The following is an 18,832-nucleotide window of genomic DNA, read 5'->3' as shown; positions in this document are numbered from 1 at the left end:
CTCGCCTATCTGATATTATTATCAATCCTTTTAATTTCAGAGTATTAAAATGGCTTTAAATATCGCTCCCGCGGGTTTGACCGCAGCCGCAGTACCGAATGAGCTTCGTGTGACTGCAATTATCAAAGAGAGACTTTGCAATTCATTCTGCATCAACGCAGATATGCTTCCACAGGCGACTACAACCTACACCGTCGGAACACCCCGTCTGCGTGGCACGGCACTTTTTGTACCGATTACCGCTACTGTTTCAATCACCACACGCGGTTGCGGATGTCTCGCGAAGACCTATCTATTCCACGAGCAGACCGAAGTCAGCTTCTCCGATGTGACCGTTGCACCGACGGCACTTCCCACGTTGACTGTTCAAGGCTCGGATGTAATTCCTGCCTTTTTAAACTGCAATCGCGCAAACGGTGTACAAATCGCAGACTCTCTTGTAATCACACTTCCTGCCGCATCCGCAGCAGGGGCGTAAATCAATCTAAAATCATCAATCATGTTCTCAAACGTTAGAGTTAATCAGCAGATATTTGTCTTGGATAAGGCAAATGGTATATTTGAGGTTGGTACGGTGTGCGAAGAACCCAAAACGCGGTATTACACACCAACAAAAACGCAGACCAATCAGTTTGGTTATCCAATGCCAATGCAACAACCTATACAGGTCGTTGACTTGGTAATTCAGACTCCTACGGGCAGATGTCCCGTGCAAGGACTCCCGATGGATAGAAACTTCTATGAGAATGAAGCAAAAACGCTTTTCGTTACAGAAGATTCGCAGATTATGCTTAATGAGTTTAAAACACTCAAAAGTATCAGTGAAACGCATGTAAAGCAGACTCAGTATCATCAAGATATGATAGGGAAATATGAGAATTGGATTGATATTCTCAATCCCGAGGAGGCCGAAAAGAAGCGATTGGCTGCTGAACTTGCAACGATGAAGAACGCCTACGCTGAACAGACGAAAATCAATCAGCAGGTTATCGAACAATTGCAGGCTCTTGCTAAACAGAATGAAATGTTGTTGGCTCAACGTGGAGAGGACAAGAATGTAAAATCTTCTAAAAATAAAGAAAATGCGTAAACTACACGTTATTGATAACTATGACCGCATCGGCGGTGAAGTTTATTTCAGAAAGAGTAAATTCGCGCACGACCCCGAACTTCTTGAAGCATACGAATGCGGCAAGAAAGATGGATGGCGTTGCGCTATGGAGGAACTCGAAGAAGGAGGATATGCTGAACGCAGACATTACGGTCACGGGTCAATACCTCCTATGTATCGCGAACACGACCACGTTAGAATGCCCGAAGATGACGAAGTAATGTATCGTCGTCGCAGACGTGCAAATGGCGAATTTTACTAAAGAACGAAAGGTAGGGGGTTAGAAACTCCCTACCATAAATTCCTAATTACAATGATTCAATTCGATATAATAGATTTTGTAGCATACGGCTTGACAGGATTCACATTTGACCGAAAACAAATTGAATATATTGTCATGGCTCGCGGACTTGCTGATGTTTCTGATATTACAGAATTGACTCAGCGTGATAAGGATTTATTGACTGCGGATTGTCTGCGACTTATTTATACAACTCCATCGCAAGGTTCTTCTAAAACATGGTCGCATGGTGATGCTACTGAAACGGACGGAGGCCAATATATTGCCGACAAGAAACAACTCTATACTTATATGATAGGGTTGTATAAAAAGTGGGGTGAAGACCCGTTCCCCGAAGATTTAGAGGGGGGTATAGATATGTACGATATAAACGATTTCTGATTGTATGCCTTTAAGAGAAACCCGACATATAGAAAAATATCCATACCTCGGAGAGTTTTTTACATACGAAATAGATAACGATGCACCGCTTGACAAGCGTATTCCACAAGAAGTTATCGTATTTAAAACCGTATGTGATATTCAGCATTCAAGCAAACTTCACAATGGGATGGCGTTGGGGATGGATTATAGTATTTATTGGCCGTTAGAACTTAATCCTGACGCAACAGGCACTGTGGATTACTATAAAGATATTACAGTCCGCAGAGGAATGAGATTCAGAGGAATTTTCTATGGATATGAGATTGTCGGAGAGGTCGAGAATGTACGTCCTTCTCAATTAGGGCAGGCAAGTTGTGATATAAAAGTTGTAACAGAGAATTAAGATGAGCAAACTGCAAGATTTGTATATCAATAGAACGCGAGAGTATTTAAAAAAAGAAGCGATGCGCATGATTCAATATGCTCAGACTCACAAAGACACTGAGGATAGAACGGGTGCGCAACACGACTCTTACGGTGCATTGATATTCTATAATGGCGGTATTGTCTATTCTCTCATTGCTGACCCTACTAAAAGCAAAGAACGACAATCCATCTATATTGAAACTCTTGATTCGGCTGAAAGACAAGGGCGACATAAAGGTTGGGGGGATATTCCTGACGGGACAGGTACTGATTGGGCGAAGTTACTAAGGAATGAAATAAAATCGGGGGCGTGGGGAGAGATACCCCAAAAAGGATTTTGTCTTATTGTATTTAACGCTGCTTTTTATACAAGTTCACTTGAAAAAGGAGAAGGATATACGAAACCATATAAGATATTATCACTGATTGCACAAGATATGGAAGATTTGCAGTCAAAATATAAAAAACAAGGTGCGACACTTCGGTGGCATGGCTTAAATATACCTGATAGGACATGAACAATAATATCAACATATCATCTATTGAGACCCACTTTGACAGTGTTATTCGCAAGCATATTTGTAAGAGATGTTATGCGGGTACACTCCCTTCTACTTTGAAGGCAGAGGATGAAAGTATGGTTGTAATTGATTGCGGTAGTGTTTCCGATTTTGATTCATACGGGAAAGGGTTGATTAATCTTTATCTGTATGCACAGCCTACAAATGGTTTGAAAAATGTTCCTGCATTATCACGCTTAGAAAAGGCTCTGAATGAAGCACTTGAAAACAATGCGTTTGACTCTGAAAACTACACCGTAGCCCGAAACTTCTTATATCAAGATGATGGTTACGATACGACATATAATATGCACTTTATAATTAAGGCTATACAACTAATAATAAAATAAACGTTTAATTTTTAATTAATTATGGCAAAGAAAACTATTTTTACAAAGCCGAAAGAAATTCTCATCGCTCCGTGGATTGAGAATGAGGATGGAGAACTCGAAGCACCTACATCGGCAGATGTAATTGAACTTGGTTCTGTAATTGCAGACTCGCTTACAATCACTCAGGAAGACCCTGAAACTTCCGATATTGACTGCGAGACTTCCGACGAACCTATTTACTCTGTGACTACCGCAGGCAAATATACTGTAGAGTTGAACAACGCCTCTATTGACGATGAATATCTCGAAAAGGTGATGGGTTGGGAAAAGGACGGCACGAATTTCGTTGCACCTAAGTCTTATGCGGCTCGATATATCTCTATTCAGGTGGCATTCACTGAGAACTCTAAGTTCCTGTATCTCCCCAAAGTACTTATCGCTCCGAAACTTGTATTTGAATCGCTTTCGACTAATATCGCGTATGGCACTTTGTCCGGCACCGCGTCCTCTTCCAAAATCGGGGCTGGTGCTAATGCAAAAGAAGGTCCGATTGCGACACTCACAAATGCAATTCTTACAAAAGTTTCGGCTTGATGTGAATACGTTGAACAATGATTGATAAATGGGGGTGGTGGGATTGATACTCATCGCCCCTATTTTAATTTAAGATATATGGAAGTTAAGGATAAAGAATTTACAGAATTACAAGCACAAGAACTGTTAGCGCAAGTACTAAATAATACGCCCGTGCCTATTGAGATAGATGGTGTGACGTATCAGATTACATCTCTGAAACTTGGTGTTCAGAATCTGATAGCGGAAGAATCCTGCAAGATTCAAAAAGCGCAAGAGGGAAATACGCTTGATTTATACAGACAATTCGCTCAAAGTATTCCTGCGGTGATACGGTGTCTGTGTTACGCGATTCTAAACGATAAGAATAAAATATTCAAGGATTATGCAAAGCGGGAGTATTCAGAAGAATACTATGCGTTGTATGAAAGTATTGAATGGTGTAGTGACCGCAATACATGGATGGAAGTTTTGGTGCAGATAATGAATAGGATTGACCTAAATTTTTTCTTTTATGCCGCGAGTACGTTCACGACGTTGCGGGAACAATCCCTGAAGACAAGGAAGAAGATGGTCGTACAGTCATCGACGCGGCAACAACTCAAATAGGAGAGATGATGGACTTTTTGAAATCATACCCTTTTCTTACGGTTGAAGATTACTATTGGAATTATAGTTACATAATGATTCAATTAATGATAAGGGATGCTACAAAAGTCTATTATTTATCAGAGGAACAATATAAAGAATACAAGCGCAATCAGATGTTGGCTAATGCGCAAGTAGTAGCCACAAATGATATTGACGCATTTGAGAAAGCATTTGATGTGATTACGATATAAATAAGGTGTTATTTTATGAATAAGGTATTATTTTATGCCATTATAGTATTATTTTTATCGGTGATAGGGTTATTCTATTCACTGCATAAAGAACGTGCGGATAAAGAACGCTATAAGTCGAATCAGACCGCTTTATTGGCGGACGTGGATTACTATAAGAGCGAGAGTGGCAAGAATGCGGCTTCGGTTCAGAAACTCACGTTATCTTACGATGAGTTGAAAAAGAATTACAATGATGTCGTATCTACCGCAAACGATTTGAAGATAAGCCTGAAACGGGCGCAGTCTGTGTCTAATACTTCAACTGAAACGAAAGTGGAGATTAAAACAATTGTAAAAGATTCAATTGTCTATATTGAGGGCAACCCTGTAAATACGCTTGCATTTGATTGGTGTGACCCGTGGACGGATATAGAGGGAATAATACACAATGATAGTGTAAACTTGAATATTCAGTCAACTGACACATTAGTCCAGATTGTACATAAAATCCCGCACAAATTTTTATTTTTCAAATGGGGATGTAAGGCTATCCGGCAAGATATTGTATCGAAGAATCCTCACACAAACATAGTATTCACTGATTATATCGAACTGAAATGAGCATAACAGATAGCGCAGTAGGCGCGATATTGAAGATACCTGATCCTTTATTAGCAAAGATTACGGTTGCAGACCAAATGATTCGCAATCTCGCAAAAACATCCGAGAAATCGGCTAATGCGGTTAATAAACATTGGGGCGAAGTCGCAACCAATGGATTGCAAGCATTCATTGATAAGATAGGGCAAGCAAAAGAAGCGATAAAGAATCTTGGGGGGGCAACAACTGATGTCAAGTTCAATACTGATTCCGCCACGCAGCAGATGTCAGACTTCACCAACAAAGTGCAGTCCGATTCTTCCAAAGTATCGCAATCAATACAAGATATTGCTTCCATTCCTATTGACACGGCTGGGATTAAAGAGTGGGCTACATCTACCAACAAGACGTTTCAAGATGTTCAAGACATAATAAAAGGCTTAAAGAATGGATTGAGAGAAATTGCGACTGAGAGTCCCCTCGCGCAAACTCAACTCCAAGCAATCAAAGCGTGGGATGACTACTACAAGTCTGTCAGCAAAGTTAATGAGGAAAAGGATAAGATGGCGCGAAAGACTGCGGACATAGAGAAAGCCATATCCAATGTCAGAGCGCAGATAGACCATGAGAATCAAGCGTGGGAGCGTTCAAAGACAAAGATTGATGAAGCGCAGAGAGCCATAGACCAATTCAAACAAACAAATCCTACATTTAACTGGCGTGATGCAACGCTTGAATTTGATAGGCTCAAAGAAAAATACAATGAACTTTACGAGAAGTTCAAGACAGCGCCATCTACTGATTTAAGCGGGATTCGTCAGCAGATGGATGCTACCCGTGCATCTTTTGAAGCCTTGGATAATCAACTTTTAGAGTATAATAGGCTTATTCAAAGAAAAAGAGATGCAGAAGAAAACGCATCAGGAGAAACGTATCAGAAGAGTATTGCAAAACTACAAGAGAGGTATGATAACCTCACGAAAGATTTAGAAATAGCACGTTCTGCACAAGCGTCATTCAATGCTGAACTTGAAAAGGGCAACACCGCTAAATCTCTTGCATCTGAATACGCTAAACTCACCAAGCGTCTGCAAGATGTTAATGACGCGATGAATAAATATCAAGCATCGGGTGGCAATGTCAATTCTACATCATTTCAGGCATTGCAGTCTGAGTGGCAAAATATAATGGCGCGTCGCAAGGAGATTGAGAAGATGGATATTGCCGAAGTTAATCAGTATCGTACGCAATTAACTCAATCTGCCTATCAAGCCGACCTCTCCGCCTTCGTACAAGCCGAGGCTCAGAAGACCGCAGAAGCGAAAAAGCAAGCCGATGAGCGTGCAAGAATGCAAGCGGAATCGCTGAATAAATATCTCAACTCCGCGCAAGGCGCGATGTGGTATTCAAGGCAGTTGAATAAAGGTAACATTGACAATTCTTATGAGAATAGAGAACGTGCAATCAAACAACTTGAAAATGCAATCAAATCTCTTGATTCTAACGATAAGAATTATGACAAGACACTGCAACAGCTCACCCGCACTTTAAATACGCTCAAACAAGCGCAGGATGAGGTCAATAATGCGATGAAACTCACAAAACCTATGGTTTCACCGCAGGATGCTATAAATGCGGCTAAGAACGCAACATCATTAAAACAACTGAAAGACGCATACAAGCAGTTGAAAGAAGTGATGGATTCTACTAATCCTAAGAGTCAGGATTGGACGAATATGAACACCCAACTCAAACAGACCAAGACGCACATTGACGAGATTAAAAAGAAGATGGGTGAGCTCCAAAGTCAATCTGCAAAGACTTCTAATGTTCTCGGTCAGTTGCAGGGCAGAATTGCCGCTGCATTTTCAGTTGGTGCAATCAGTGGCTTCATAAAAAAGATGGTTGAAGTCCGCGCTCAGTTTGAGTTGCAACGTGTCGCGTTGGGTGCTATCATCCAAGACCGCGATGAAGCGAATAAGATATTCACGCAGGTTCAGAACATGGCGTTGGAATCTCCGTTCAACATCATGCAGTTGGAGAAAGCGACCAAACAGATTGCGGCTTTCGGTTTTGAAACAAAGAAACTTGTGCCGACAATGAAGATGTTCGCTGATATTTCCGCAGGTCTTGGTGTGGAGATAGACCGATTGGTGCTTGTTATGGGGCATCTTAAAGCACGAAACTTCTTGGAGGGCTGCTTAGGTTTCGGTACGCCTGTTAAGATGTATGACGGCTCTGTAAAGAGTGTAGAGGATATTGAGCGTGGTGAGCGCATAATGGGGGATGATGACACTCCGCGTATTATCAAGCAAGTTATCCGTGGCAAAGAGCAGATGTATAAGGTCATCTATACGGATGGCTTATTCCGTTGTAATGAGAAGCATATCCTTACGCTCTACAATACTGAAAAGGATGTTATTGAGGATGTGTATGTGCTTGACTATCTCAAAACCCCCGACGCATACAAGGGTGTGAAGCGTTCTAACGGACGTTTTGAATACTTTGATATTGCCGTTAAAAAAGACGCGGTGGATGACTATTATGGCTTTGTTATAGACGGCAACAGACGCTTTCAGTTGGGGGATGGTGTTGTCACGCACAATACTATGGTGCGCCAGTTCACCAATATGGGTTTCAATGTATTAGGTGAATTGTCTAAATACTACACCGAATTAGAGGGCAAAATGGTTTCCGTCGGAGAAGTTCAAGACCGCGTTAAAAAGAAGATGATTTCATTTGAGGATGTTGAAGAAGTCCTCAAACGAGTCACGTCCGCCGGTGGTATGTTCTACGATATGCAGAAGAAACAATCCGATTCTTTGTGGGGTCAAATGCAGCGTATTCAGGACGCATACGACCTTATGCTCAATGAAATCGGTCAGTCAAACGAGGGTATTTTAAAGTCCGCATTATCAACTATTCGTAGCCTGATTAGTAATTGGAGAGCGTTTAAACCTGCTATCGTCGCGACAGTTGCAGCTATGGGTGCTTTCGGAGCAGCTATGTTCTTCATGAGGGGGCTACCTGCGCTTATATCAAGTGTTAAAAACGGTATCTTTATGATGAGAGTCGCATTATTGGATGCGGCAAGTGCGCAGAAAACGCTAAATGCGGCTCAAACGGCAAATGTGTGGGGCGCATTGCTCGCATTGATAGTTGCTGTAACTATGGCAGTATATCAATACATATTCACACAAGACCAACTCACCGAGGCGATGAACAGGGTACGAAGTGAGGGTATTGGTAATATGTATGAACTAATCACTCAATATCGGGAACTTGCTGATGCCGTCAAAGATACGACCAAACCTTACGAGGAACGCAAGAAAGCGTTAGAGGAACTTCATCGTGTTTATGGGGATATACTCCCTGCTGAAATGTTGGAGATAGATAATATCCGGCAGATGAAAGATGGATATGTTGAAGCCACAGATGCTATAAGAGAGTATTCAGAGGCTAAGACCAAGGCTAATATAAAAGCCGAGATTGACAATGAATTTAGCAAGGAATTGACGACAGCCGTGTCTAACGATGCTAAGGCTTTTGCATCAAGTATCATTGATGGATTAAACCAAATTCCGCAATATGCTGACATGACCGAAAAGCAACTTCAAGGAATCGTTACAAGAATGATGACCGAGGTTGTCGAAGAAGTGAAGAGTGGGAACATCGCAATGAAAGATGCTTCTACGGTATTTAAGCAAAGATTTATTGAATTATTCAATCTGAGCGATTCAGACCAAAAGAAAATATCCTCAAAAGTTACATGGGGATTAGAGTCTGCTTTTAAAGCGGCGTTTAGTACCAAAACTGGACTTTTTCATGCGATGTTTGGTTTAGATTGGTTTGACGATGAAGGTGTTGAAAGAGTTGTTGATAAAATAACTGAAAAAAAAGGTGATTTGGAAAGTCTATTTAAAGACCCTATTGATACTAACCCGCAAGTCGTTGAGTTTAACAATCTAAGAGATGCGATAAATGGGTACATTAACACTGTTAATAATCTTAAAGATGTCAATTTAGGTGAGGGACGGTCATTCAACCTTGACGAACAAGGACATATCACAAACTACGTCTTTGACGAATTAAGTCAACAACGTATTCAAGAATACAATGATGCAGTAGATGCCGCTGTTGATAAAAACGAAAACTTTAAGGTATCCGCCGAGGAATTAAACAATGCTTTTTTGACAGATAATGATACATTAAAGTTTACATCTGATACTATTCAGAACTATCTGATAGATACGCTTGACAAAATCATAAAAAAATTGCCAAAAAGTGAAACAGCACTCAAGAAACTATTTATTAGACTCCGCAACGAGATTGAACAGACGAAACTCACGCCTATTCAAGAGGATGTCAAAAAAACATTGAACTTGGTGAATGGGAAATATGGCATTTCTCAAAAATTATTAAATAAGTTCAAACTTGACGCTATCGTCTCTTATGACGATGCACGAAAAGCCGCAAAAAATCTATCCAAAGAAGCGGAAGAAAACATTAAGAGAATCGCTCAGACGCGAACTGAGTTGATAGGATTAGGTCTTACTGCCGCAGAAGCACAGGCTCAGGCTGAAAAGCAAGTCGGAGATGGTAAAACCACTGAGGCGGAGTATAAGCAGATGCAACAGTATTATACTTCGTTAGCAAAGGCGTTGGGAGATTATGATAAATCCAAAAAGAAATCATCCAAAGGTTCAGATAAAGAGCTCAAAAAGTGGCAAGACTTGAAGAAAGCCATAGAGGATGTTTCCACAGCCTATGACAAATACCGCAAGTCATTTGACGTTGATACATCAAATGCTAAAATAGAGGAACTTTACGGTCCTGCTTTTAAAGAGTTAGGATACGACATCAAACAATTCTATAAGAATGGCAAGTATGATGCCGAAGAATTAGTTGAAGCCCTTAAAATCCTCAAAAAGATGGTTAACTCTACAACGGAGGAACGCAAGAAATTTCAAAGCGAACTTACTCGCAAAATAGGTGTGACCGAAGTAGAGATTGAGGTTAAGGCAAGTGAGGATGCCGAGAAAAAGCTCAAACAAAAACTTGATGATATGTTCGCGTCCTACGAACTTAGCAAAGAACTTAAAAAGTTGGGTCTTAGCGTTGACTTGACATTTATGCTCGGTGGTGAGCCACTTGACTTGAACGATTTACGGGCTAAGATTACGAAACAATTTCAAGACGCCGGAGGAGAAAAAGCCTCAGAGAATGATGTCAAAGAATACAAAGACCGTCTTAAAAAGATTGAGGAACTTGAATATAAAGAACGCAAGGAACGGGTCAAGGAGTATCATAAATACTTTGTGAAAACCGTAGGAGAACGTGCGCGGATTGAACTTGAATATCTTAAAAAGATGGACGATGTGCGACAAATGTATGAATTTACAGAAGCGCAACGTCAAGATGCGATACGTCAGTTGACCGAAGAGAAAAACAAAAAACTCTCGGAACAAATGTGGAAAGACTTCAAGAATGGCGCAGTATATCAGATGATGTTTCAAGATTTGGATGTAATGTCTGAAAAGACGTTGACAACAATGCGTAACGAACTTGAAAGAATCAAGACTTCTTTTAAGGAATTGTCTCCAAAAGAACTAAAAGAAATCAATAAGGCAATCAAGGATATAGACAACAATATTGCAACTCGCAATCCTTTCAAAACATTAGGCAAGGCTTTTAAAGATTTGATTAAGTTTTCAAAAGAGCGCAAGAAACTTGAAAAAGAATTTCAAGATGCGATAAAGAAGTCTGGTGAACTTAGCGATGAAATAGCAAAAAAAGAAGCAGAATTAAATCAACTGCGAGGAAAGTCTGCCTTGTATAAGGCAGATCAAGTTCAATCGCAAATTGATAATCTCAATGAACAAATTGCTGAACTTGAAAAGGATGGCGTAACCCCAGAGGAACAAGCAAAGATTGACGCGCTTAGAAAGGAAATCGAACTTCTTGAAGAAAAGAAAAAGAAGTTAATGGAGATTGCTAAACAGAACAGCGCAGAACAACAATCTATGTATAGCAAAATCAAGGATATGGAAGGAGAAGTTGCATCTCTTAATGCCGAACTTGCGAATACTAATCAACAAGGCGAACAAACCGGAGATTCATTATCAAAAGGGTCTGCAAAAGCAGCGATGATAAAGAATGCGTTTTATCAGATTAAGAGCGATTTGGAAGAATCAGTTGCGCATCTTGATAGCATAATGAATGGTCTTGATCGTATGGGTGTGCTTTCTGATGCCGCAAAAGATAATTTTGAAAGTTTCAAGGATATTTTCAGTTCGGTAAACGATATAGCAGAGGGCGGCATAAAAGTTATCACAGGATTTATGTCCCAAAACCCTGCCGATATTGTCAACGGCACGTTGCAGGGTATTGCAGGAACTATAAATTTGATTGCGTCAATTTTTGAGATAGGCGACAAGAAAAAAGAGCGCCAAATTAAATCCTTAATAGAATCGGTGGAAGAACTCGATAAGGCTTATCAAAAATTAGAAAAATCCCTTGAATCGGCATATAACTTTTCAAAATATAATACTGAGTTTGATAGGGCTGAATACAATCTTAAAAAACAAAAAAAAGCCTATGAAGACATTCTCAACTTAGAAGAATCCAAAAAGAAATCCGATAAAGACAAAATCAAGGACTATGAGGAAAAATTAGAGGAACTTGCCGAAGCCGAGGAAGAGTTATACGAAAAACGTCACGAAAAATACGGCTCAACTAATGACGTTTGGGACGAAGCAAATAACTTTGTTGATGCTTGGCTTGATGCTTACAAAGAAACAGGCGATGGTCTTGACGCACTGAATGAGTCGTGGGATGAGTTCTATGAGAATCTTGTCAAGAAGCAAGCCGCGTCCGCAGTTCTCGGCAATCGAATGGATAAATATATCAAGGAAATCAACGACGCCATAGACAAGAATATGGATAGCGAATATGATTATATTGATATGTTTAAAGACATAGGCGAGCGTATGAAATCTGAGTTTGACGCTACCAATGAGGACTTGAAAAAGTTATTTGAATATGCAGGTATCGGAACTTCGGGAAGTCTTTTACTTTCAGACTTACAGAAAGGTATTCAGAACATCACAGAGCCACAAGCGGCGGCTATCGAAGCATATCTCAATTCTATGCGCTTTGCGGTATTCAGACACACTGAGCAACTTGATATTCTGATTGCAACCATTCAGATGCAGTACGGCAATAACTCAGAGAACCCCGTAGTAGCCGAATTAAAGGGTATACGCGGAGTGCTTGACAGTATTGACAGACGATTAGGCTCTGTTATCAATACTCAAGGCAGAAGTGCAACTCTGAGGGTTGGTGTTTAATTCTTTTCTTCCTTATAATAGATAGAGTGCGGGTAATGTTATTCGCACTCTATTTTTTCGACTATATCATTATACTCGGCTCTAACTTTATGATTAATTTTCATCTTTTGTCTTATCATCCTAATTCCTCTAAAAATACTCGGACGGTTACGCTTGAATATATCAGCAAGTCGAGATGCGGATAATCCCATGTTGTAATGGAGATAGTGCCATATCATATACCGCGTGTACCACAAGTTAGGATTATAACCTCCATCAAAGATGGAATCTTTGTTGACATTTCTGCTCTCGCAGAAAGTATCAATAACTGATTTTATTGTTATCATGAACTTTTGATTGAATATGATACAAATATATAATAAATTCTTATATAAACAAATAACCCCACCCATCACGGGCGAGGTTATTTTATCCATAATATGATAAAAGTAAGATAAAATAGAAAGATGAGTCTCTAATCTTCGGGAGGGAGCGGAGATTCTACAAGAGTTTCGATTCCTTTAGATATAATATCCATCTCTGCATCCTCCTTATAGTCTTCTTCTGTTCTGTCAGGGGCTTCGGCATTGGTGTAGTTCTCAGTACAATATTCGTTGAATGTGCTGAGAATAGCCGTAGCGTTCTGAAATAATGATTGCTCATTTAAAGATGAGAATATTGGCGCTTGCATAATATAGGCGACTGCGGTCTGAAAACTATCATATAGTTTCTGTTCTTCCTCAGTCTTATTTTCCTTTGCGTTCAACTCGAATATAGTATTCAGCATAGCGCAGACGCGAGTCATCCGATGCTCAACAAATATAGTCATACCACCCTTACATTCCCAGACATAGCCTTTGATAGTACGATATAGTTTATTTGCACCGAAATCAATCTCTTCTCTAATATCCGACAAAGGAATATCAAGGAGGCGGTTCATCTCAAAACTACTTTTGTACAGTCCGAGTAGTTGGTTCAGCAACTTTTCAGACTGACGAACATCTTTGCAATTAACTATTTTAGTTTTTAGTTCCGCAATTTGCTCAGGCGTTGTCTTTTTCTTTTTCTTTTCCATTTCTTTTGGCTTTGGCGTTTTCGGCATACTTTCGGATATTTGCACATCGTTCTCTCTCCGCATACTCTTTCTTAGCAATAGCGATAGACGCTTGATTGATATAATCCTTTACTATCGCTTTGTCTTTTTCGATTTGCTCAGGAGTTTTGTCATCCTTAGATAGTAGTTGGGAAATGACATTTTCATTATGCCCGTTTTTACTAAGGAATGTAATTATCGCTTTGTTTGAGCGCAAATCCGGAACAAATTTCTTTTCTACATACTCAACCGGGTATATTGCATCTATCGAAACGATAGCAGCGCATGTTCCATAGTCCTTTGTGATTGCAGGGAATCCGAATCCGTTATTCACAAAACGACAATATTCCTGAATCCCGCCTACCTTGCGGACGAGTGCGATTCCATTTAAAAACACAACGTTGCTTTCGGGATTCCATTCTTTAGGAAGTTCTCTTATTCCGAAATCTTGCAATGCAGATTGTAGTGTTATATCTTTTGAAGTTAAAGACATCTTGTATATATTTTAGTTATTTATTTGAGAATTTGAATAAGTCTGCCCGCCGACATTGCTAAACGTATATTCCGCGATTACAAACTTATCATCGCTATACAACCTTTCATTTTCAATTGACATAGGTTTTGTCATCAGCAGTGTCATATAAATATTTCTGAATGTGTCGCTATATTCTATTTTAGTTCCGCACAGTTCATTCCAAAATCTATTGGCTAATGATAAAGGGTTTTCACCACGGAATAACAACTTTAATTTGCACTCATAGGATTTAGAGGCAAGGTCAGGTTTTTTAGGAATGTAAACCCTGCTCCCTGATTTTTCGCAGAATGTTTCTTCATATATATTTTGAATATCTCCGCTCACCTGAATCCCTGAAAATTGAATATAGTCACAATTAAAATACAACTCCAAGTCTTTTTTAGCACTTGAACCATATTCTTGTATGTAAAAACGATAATCAGTCTTATGCGCCATAATTAACGTCTTTTCTTATGTGAACAAGTTTGTCGGGATAAGACATTCTGCTATTATAAGCATATATGTATGGCAATCCTTCTCCTGCAAATGAGCAATTACTATTTACGATATATATTTCACAAATAGGTGAATCCACAACTATGACCCCATTAAATCCTATAATGAGAGCCACGGTTGTGGATATATGAATTTCATCTTCGGGCGGTAGGCAATACATCGAGGACGTGTAGCCGTTTTTTTGTTTGATGTATTTGCCATTATTAAATGACTGAAAATCCTTTGCGATAACATCGGGAGATATACCCCAACCCTGAGCGATAGATTCAGATAGATATTCAATACCACGCACATTTAAAGCAATATCCATTAATTGTTTTTTGGATTTTGCCCTATTCCAATCGTCAAGCATCTCACAAATGCCATGCTTCTGTGCGTTTTCTTTGAACTGTTCTAAACCTATCATATCGCAAAGATAAGATATTTATTTGGATTGTGCAACCTTTGAGTGAAACTTCTCCAACGACTCCCTGACGGCTTCTTCGGCTTTTGTTAAATCAATCTCTGACGTTTCCACTTCGACATTTTCATAATCCTCTATTGTCTTCCCGTCAATGGAAATAAGCCTTAACTGTGCTTGTAGTATGTATTTCGGCTTTCTTGACTCTTTCCACTCCTGCCAAGCGGAATAAGCATCAAGCGGATATTTCTCGTAGAGGGCGCGGGAGGGATAGAGCATACATCTTCCTGCCACATCGTACATTGAGCCATTAGAATAGAAACTCAAACCCATAAATTCAATATTCCTATTGGCAAGTTTGAACTCTACTTCTGCATCATGTACGACCGAATAGATTGTTGTTACATCTGAACAATCTTGTAGAAGTTCGTATAAATCAAGTTCTTTTTCTTCCATATTGTCTTTCAGTTGTTTGTCGTTTGGTTTGTCGCAATTTGACAATGATTGCGATAAATTGCGAGATTCTTCGGTGTAGGGTTCAAGGTCGGACGGCTCAAACCAAAAGTCGGGAAGATATTCCAAACGATAGGTGTTATCTTCCTCATCGTAGGTCTCAATCTTCTCAATTCTTCCAAAGGCTCTTTCAGCCAACACTCTTACTGGCTGACCAACCTTAAACTTAGGCTTAGACTCGACTTGGACAGATTCTTGTACGGTTTGTTCAAGTCCGTGTCCAAGTTCTTTGTCGGGCAGGCACTTATCTCCGAAAAGTTGAGTTAGAGTAAACTCAATCTCTTCTCCCGCTCTAATCCAATCTTCTTCTTTATCATTTTGAAGATTGGCCGCACGACATAGTTCAGTTAATACTTGTTTCTTGCTCACCATCAGCATCTCCTCAGGTTCAGTATCTGACTCCAAGTTTTCACGTCCAAATAGGTTATCTAACAAAGTATCTTGTGAAGTTATATTCTGACGCTTAGTATGAGCGGTGTATATTTTCTTAATATTATCCTTTATATCCTTTGGGATAATAGCCCATAGAAGGTCTTGTTGTTCTTTACTTATCATATCTCAACTCCTTTCGCTTCCATTTCTTTGATTATCTTTCGCGCTGTAAGCAGTTCTGAGTATCGCTCACTCGCATTGTCAACCTCAATCTGCGCTTCACTATAGATTCTATATGATTCGTTGTCACGATTGGTAAGAATCCCTATTTTAGCCTGCATAAGCCTTTGATATGCCTCTTTTAAATCATTCAGAGCCTTAGCCATCATAGACTCCAAACAGGCGTGTGCGGTAATCTTCATCTTCCACCTCCTTTTCCGCACTTGCAGTCGGGATTATGTACGATAGATGCGCCACCGCAGCCCCAACCTCCTTTATACGCACTTCCTTTCGCATAGAACCGATAGCACACATACGAATGCCCGTGGAAATGTAGTATCTCCATCTGCTGTCCGTCGGAGGGTATTTCGTTGCCCTCTCTGTTTGAATATTTGAAACTACAAAGTAGCGCAATGGTGGCAAATGCCATAAGGCAGTAGGTAAGTTTTGTTTTCATTGTTATTCTCCTTTTAGTTCTGCTACACAATCGGGGCAGAGGAATTTACCATTTATTTCCCTCCATCCGCCCATTTCTAAAGTCTCTTTGATTTCATTGCCTGATAAGGTAATGTCTATGTCATATCCGGTCAACCAATCATTGCAATCGTAATATTGCTTGACCTCTGAAACATCGCCACACCGCTCACATTCTGCTTCTATGTGGAGAGTGCCATAGATTCTTAGATTGTTATTCATTTATTATATCTGTTTTAAGATAATTTCACGGGTTCATCACTCCATGTCAGATCTCTGCCGATGAGTTTGGCGATTGAGCCTTTAGGCAACTCAATCATACTATCTAATTCGGCCTCACCACGCTATACTTCTTTGTATTGTTGGCGGGTCGGTTTGCTCTCATAAATCCATTCGGATTTGTCTAAATCGACTGCTAAATATGCCATATCAGTTGTCTTTATTGGTTGATATTCTCTTCACACCCCACGCCTCTAAGATTCCATTGAAACCTAATAGACGAGAAAGGGGGTAATGGTCTATCCTGGCATATTCGGGATTCGGGTCAAATACGATGTTGCAGTTTACGTCAATTACCACCATGTGCAACCCCTGATTCAAGTTCTGAGGATTGAAATAATGTGGCGACAGAACACTGCCGAACAATAATCCGTCTATGGTATCTTCGGGCATTATATCAGAGAGCCGGTATCCTTCATCTAATTGTAGAAATGGGTGGAAGCAATCTGTGGGGTGCCACAAATCATATTTCAACTCATTGAAGAATCTCTTTCCCCACTTATAGCCGTTGGCGTTAAGTACAGACTCCATCCTCTGCCACCAATCCTCGTATTCCACAAAATTGCAGACTGAATCATATTCTAATTCAAGAAGTGAGCATAATGTCGCCTTCATGCAGTCTCCGTTTCCGTGAGACAGTATCTGTTGATATATTTCTTTCATTGTTTCTTCTCAGTCTTTAAATGTCCGTTTTCCAAGCACCAAATAGCCAACTTATTGAGCGCGTCTATGAGTTCGGAGGCAACTTTGGTATGGTTGCAATACTCAGCACAGTTGGTATATCCTACACGCCATTGACCGCAATGATATATCATTGAAAGATTATCACCATCACGATGAATTTTAATCTCTTTCGGCAGGATTGATAGGAGATTTGTCAAGCTGAATATAGGATACTCTTCATAGTCCAAGAATGAATTGGGGTCATTCTCGTCTGTAGTATCTACTATATCCCATTCACTTGCCATCTTCGGGTCAACTCCCAACTCAATGAGTTTGGCGGACTCTTCTATTGTTAGTAAGGTTTTCATAATTCTCAGTTTAAAGTTCCTGAAGTTCGCGACCGATGCAATCAAACGCTTTTTTCAGATGATCTCGAGCATCGGCGAGATGCTTGCTGTTAAATGATTCCTTGATATTGCTGCCGTGATGGTTGTCATCAGCCATATATGTTTCATATAGGGCTGTGTCTATTTTATTTCTTATTCTAAGCAGACGTTCTGCTTTAAGGAAGTTCTCTTGTTTCATTTCTTATATATTTAATATATTACCAACCCTCATGACTTCCATCTGTGATTCTGCCTTCAGGACGACTAACAACACCTAAAAACATCGCATTGTCTTGGGCGATTAAATCAGGGTGATTGCGGCGTTCCATACAATACAACTCCTCGCAGATAGAATGAGATTCCATCCATAGTTCATCATCGCTTACATCGTCTGGCATACTTTCTATTAGTAACTTTCTGGCTTTAGACCGACTGTCAAGAACAATATCGGCTAATTCCTTGCCATCGGAATTTTTAGCGTGGAGAAGCCGTTTTAGCAATTCCTTTTTCTTTAGCTTCAATGCTTCTTCCTCTCTAAGAGCGGTCAGGTATTCTTTTATGATTTCTTTCATTTATTCTCCTCCTCAAAAAGCGATTTGCCGAAAAGTTTCTGCAATGCAGACCGATAACACGCTTGCATATAGTTTTCAACTTGTGGGGCAAGATACTCAAAACAACTACTCTTTATATTGTCAATATGATTAGCATAGACTTCTTTCACCTTGCTTTTCTCCACGATGCAGAACCGTTCTGAGAGCCATGTAAGCACTGATTTTGCGTCATACTCACAAATTTGTATGTCTGTCTCTCTCAAAGGATCATCTAACTCATCGTAGTCTTCGATAGGACAGACCGCTTCGGCATATTCTGCACTCAGTTTCTTTATCTCTTCTTCTGTCATATCATTCTTCATATTCGTCATCAACATCAATCGGATTATATGGCATTGCATTGAATCCGATAGTCCTATTCGATTCTCCTTTTG

Annotated in this window: 21 protein-coding genes; 10 read left to right on the top strand and 11 right to left on the bottom strand. The window is 40.0% G+C overall.

All coding sequences use genetic code 11. From position 1 onward, the window contains the following. The first annotated feature begins 49 nt into the window (after positions 1-49). From HDR73_RS08920 to HDR73_RS08875, 10 genes are all read left to right on the top strand, one after another. Positions 50-478, top strand: a complete 429-nt coding sequence (locus HDR73_RS08920) for a hypothetical protein (RefSeq protein WP_287136355.1) — start codon at positions 50-52, stop codon at positions 476-478. A 21-nt stretch (positions 479-499) separates the two neighbouring features. Further along, entirely contained in the window at positions 500-1,090 is a 591-nt protein-coding gene (locus HDR73_RS08915) for a hypothetical protein (protein WP_287136354.1), read from the top strand. Between the two features lie 373 nt (positions 1,091-1,463). Continuing rightward, positions 1,464-1,793, top strand: a complete 330-nt coding sequence (locus HDR73_RS08910) for a hypothetical protein (protein ID WP_287136353.1) — start codon at positions 1,464-1,466, stop codon at positions 1,791-1,793. 4 nt (positions 1,794-1,797) lie between these two features. Continuing rightward, positions 1,798-2,178 carry a hypothetical protein gene (locus HDR73_RS08905; RefSeq protein ID WP_287136352.1) on the top strand — a complete coding sequence of 127 codons (381 nt, stop codon included), beginning with the start codon at positions 1,798-1,800 and terminating at the stop codon, positions 2,176-2,178. A gap of 1 nt (position 2,179) precedes the next feature. Then, the gene (locus HDR73_RS08900) at positions 2,180-2,719 is read left to right on the top strand and encodes a hypothetical protein (RefSeq protein ID WP_287136351.1); all 540 of its coding nucleotides are present in this window, start codon (positions 2,180-2,182) and stop codon (positions 2,717-2,719) included. Next, positions 2,716-3,111: a hypothetical protein gene (locus HDR73_RS08895; protein WP_287136350.1), complete on the top strand. Its 396-nt coding sequence runs from the start codon at positions 2,716-2,718 to the stop codon at positions 3,109-3,111. The genes HDR73_RS08900 and HDR73_RS08895 overlap by 4 nt, the downstream gene beginning before the upstream one ends. A gap of 21 nt (positions 3,112-3,132) precedes the next feature. Then, positions 3,133-3,687, top strand: coding sequence for a hypothetical protein (locus HDR73_RS08890; protein ID WP_287136349.1), 555 nt, complete (start codon positions 3,133-3,135; stop codon positions 3,685-3,687). A gap of 78 nt (positions 3,688-3,765) precedes the next feature. Next, positions 3,766-4,275 carry a hypothetical protein gene (locus tag HDR73_RS08885; RefSeq protein ID WP_287136348.1) on the top strand — a complete coding sequence of 170 codons (510 nt, stop codon included), beginning with the start codon at positions 3,766-3,768 and terminating at the stop codon, positions 4,273-4,275. 248 nt (positions 4,276-4,523) lie between these two features. Next, positions 4,524-5,111: a DUF6549 family protein gene (locus HDR73_RS08880; protein ID WP_287136347.1), complete on the top strand. Its 588-nt coding sequence runs from the start codon at positions 4,524-4,526 to the stop codon at positions 5,109-5,111. Beyond that, positions 5,108-12,439 (top strand): Hint domain-containing homing endonuclease, encoded by a 7,332-nt coding sequence (locus HDR73_RS08875; RefSeq protein WP_287136346.1) that lies wholly within the window; start codon positions 5,108-5,110, stop codon positions 12,437-12,439. Before HDR73_RS08880 ends, HDR73_RS08875 begins: the two co-directional genes overlap by 4 nt. Positions 12,440-12,893: 454 nt before the next feature. On the opposite strand, the gene HDR73_RS08870 is transcribed toward HDR73_RS08875, so the two are convergent. The 11 genes from HDR73_RS08870 to HDR73_RS08820 form a co-directional block, all read right to left on the bottom strand. Continuing rightward, positions 12,894-13,493, bottom strand: coding sequence for a hypothetical protein (locus HDR73_RS08870; protein ID WP_287136345.1), 600 nt, complete (start codon positions 13,491-13,493; stop codon positions 12,894-12,896). Beyond that, on the bottom strand, positions 13,462-14,004 hold the full coding sequence (locus HDR73_RS08865; RefSeq protein WP_287136344.1) for a hypothetical protein: 543 nt from the start codon (positions 14,002-14,004) through the stop codon (positions 13,462-13,464). The genes HDR73_RS08870 and HDR73_RS08865 overlap by 32 nt, the downstream gene beginning before the upstream one ends. 12 nt (positions 14,005-14,016) lie before the next feature. Next, entirely contained in the window at positions 14,017-14,481 is a 465-nt protein-coding gene (locus tag HDR73_RS08860; protein WP_287136343.1) for a hypothetical protein, read from the bottom strand. Then, entirely contained in the window at positions 14,471-14,947 is a 477-nt protein-coding gene (locus HDR73_RS08855) for a hypothetical protein (protein WP_287136342.1), read from the bottom strand. Before HDR73_RS08855 ends, HDR73_RS08860 begins: the two co-directional genes overlap by 11 nt. Positions 14,948-14,965: 18 nt before the next feature. Continuing rightward, positions 14,966-16,009, bottom strand: coding sequence for a hypothetical protein (locus HDR73_RS08850; RefSeq protein WP_287136341.1), 1,044 nt, complete (start codon positions 16,007-16,009; stop codon positions 14,966-14,968). After that, the gene (locus HDR73_RS08845; protein WP_287136340.1) at positions 16,006-16,248 is read right to left on the bottom strand and encodes a hypothetical protein; all 243 of its coding nucleotides are present in this window, start codon (positions 16,246-16,248) and stop codon (positions 16,006-16,008) included. The genes HDR73_RS08850 and HDR73_RS08845 overlap by 4 nt, the downstream gene beginning before the upstream one ends. Positions 16,249-16,948: 700 nt before the next feature. Continuing rightward, a complete protein-coding gene (locus tag HDR73_RS08840; protein WP_287136339.1) occupies positions 16,949-17,461 on the bottom strand; it encodes a hypothetical protein in 513 nt (170 codons plus the stop codon). After that, positions 17,458-17,829 (bottom strand): hypothetical protein, encoded by a 372-nt coding sequence (locus HDR73_RS08835; RefSeq protein WP_287136338.1) that lies wholly within the window; start codon positions 17,827-17,829, stop codon positions 17,458-17,460. The genes HDR73_RS08840 and HDR73_RS08835 overlap by 4 nt, the downstream gene beginning before the upstream one ends. Positions 17,830-17,839: 10 nt before the next feature. Next, entirely contained in the window at positions 17,840-17,965 is a 126-nt protein-coding gene (locus tag HDR73_RS08830) for a hypothetical protein (RefSeq protein WP_287136337.1), read from the bottom strand. A 100-nt stretch (positions 17,966-18,065) separates the two neighbouring features. After that, the gene (locus tag HDR73_RS08825) at positions 18,066-18,419 is read right to left on the bottom strand and encodes a hypothetical protein (RefSeq protein ID WP_287136336.1); all 354 of its coding nucleotides are present in this window, start codon (positions 18,417-18,419) and stop codon (positions 18,066-18,068) included. Beyond that, positions 18,416-18,775: a hypothetical protein gene (locus HDR73_RS08820; RefSeq protein ID WP_287136335.1), complete on the bottom strand. Its 360-nt coding sequence runs from the start codon at positions 18,773-18,775 to the stop codon at positions 18,416-18,418. Before HDR73_RS08820 ends, HDR73_RS08825 begins: the two co-directional genes overlap by 4 nt. Between the last annotated feature and the right edge of the window lie 57 nt (positions 18,776-18,832).

It is taken from the genome of Clavibacter sp., assembly GCF_014802555.1.
Classification (GTDB): domain Bacteria; phylum Actinomycetota; class Actinomycetes; order Actinomycetales; family Microbacteriaceae; genus Clavibacter; species Clavibacter sepedonicus.
This window is presented reverse-complemented; position numbering and strand designations above follow the sequence as displayed.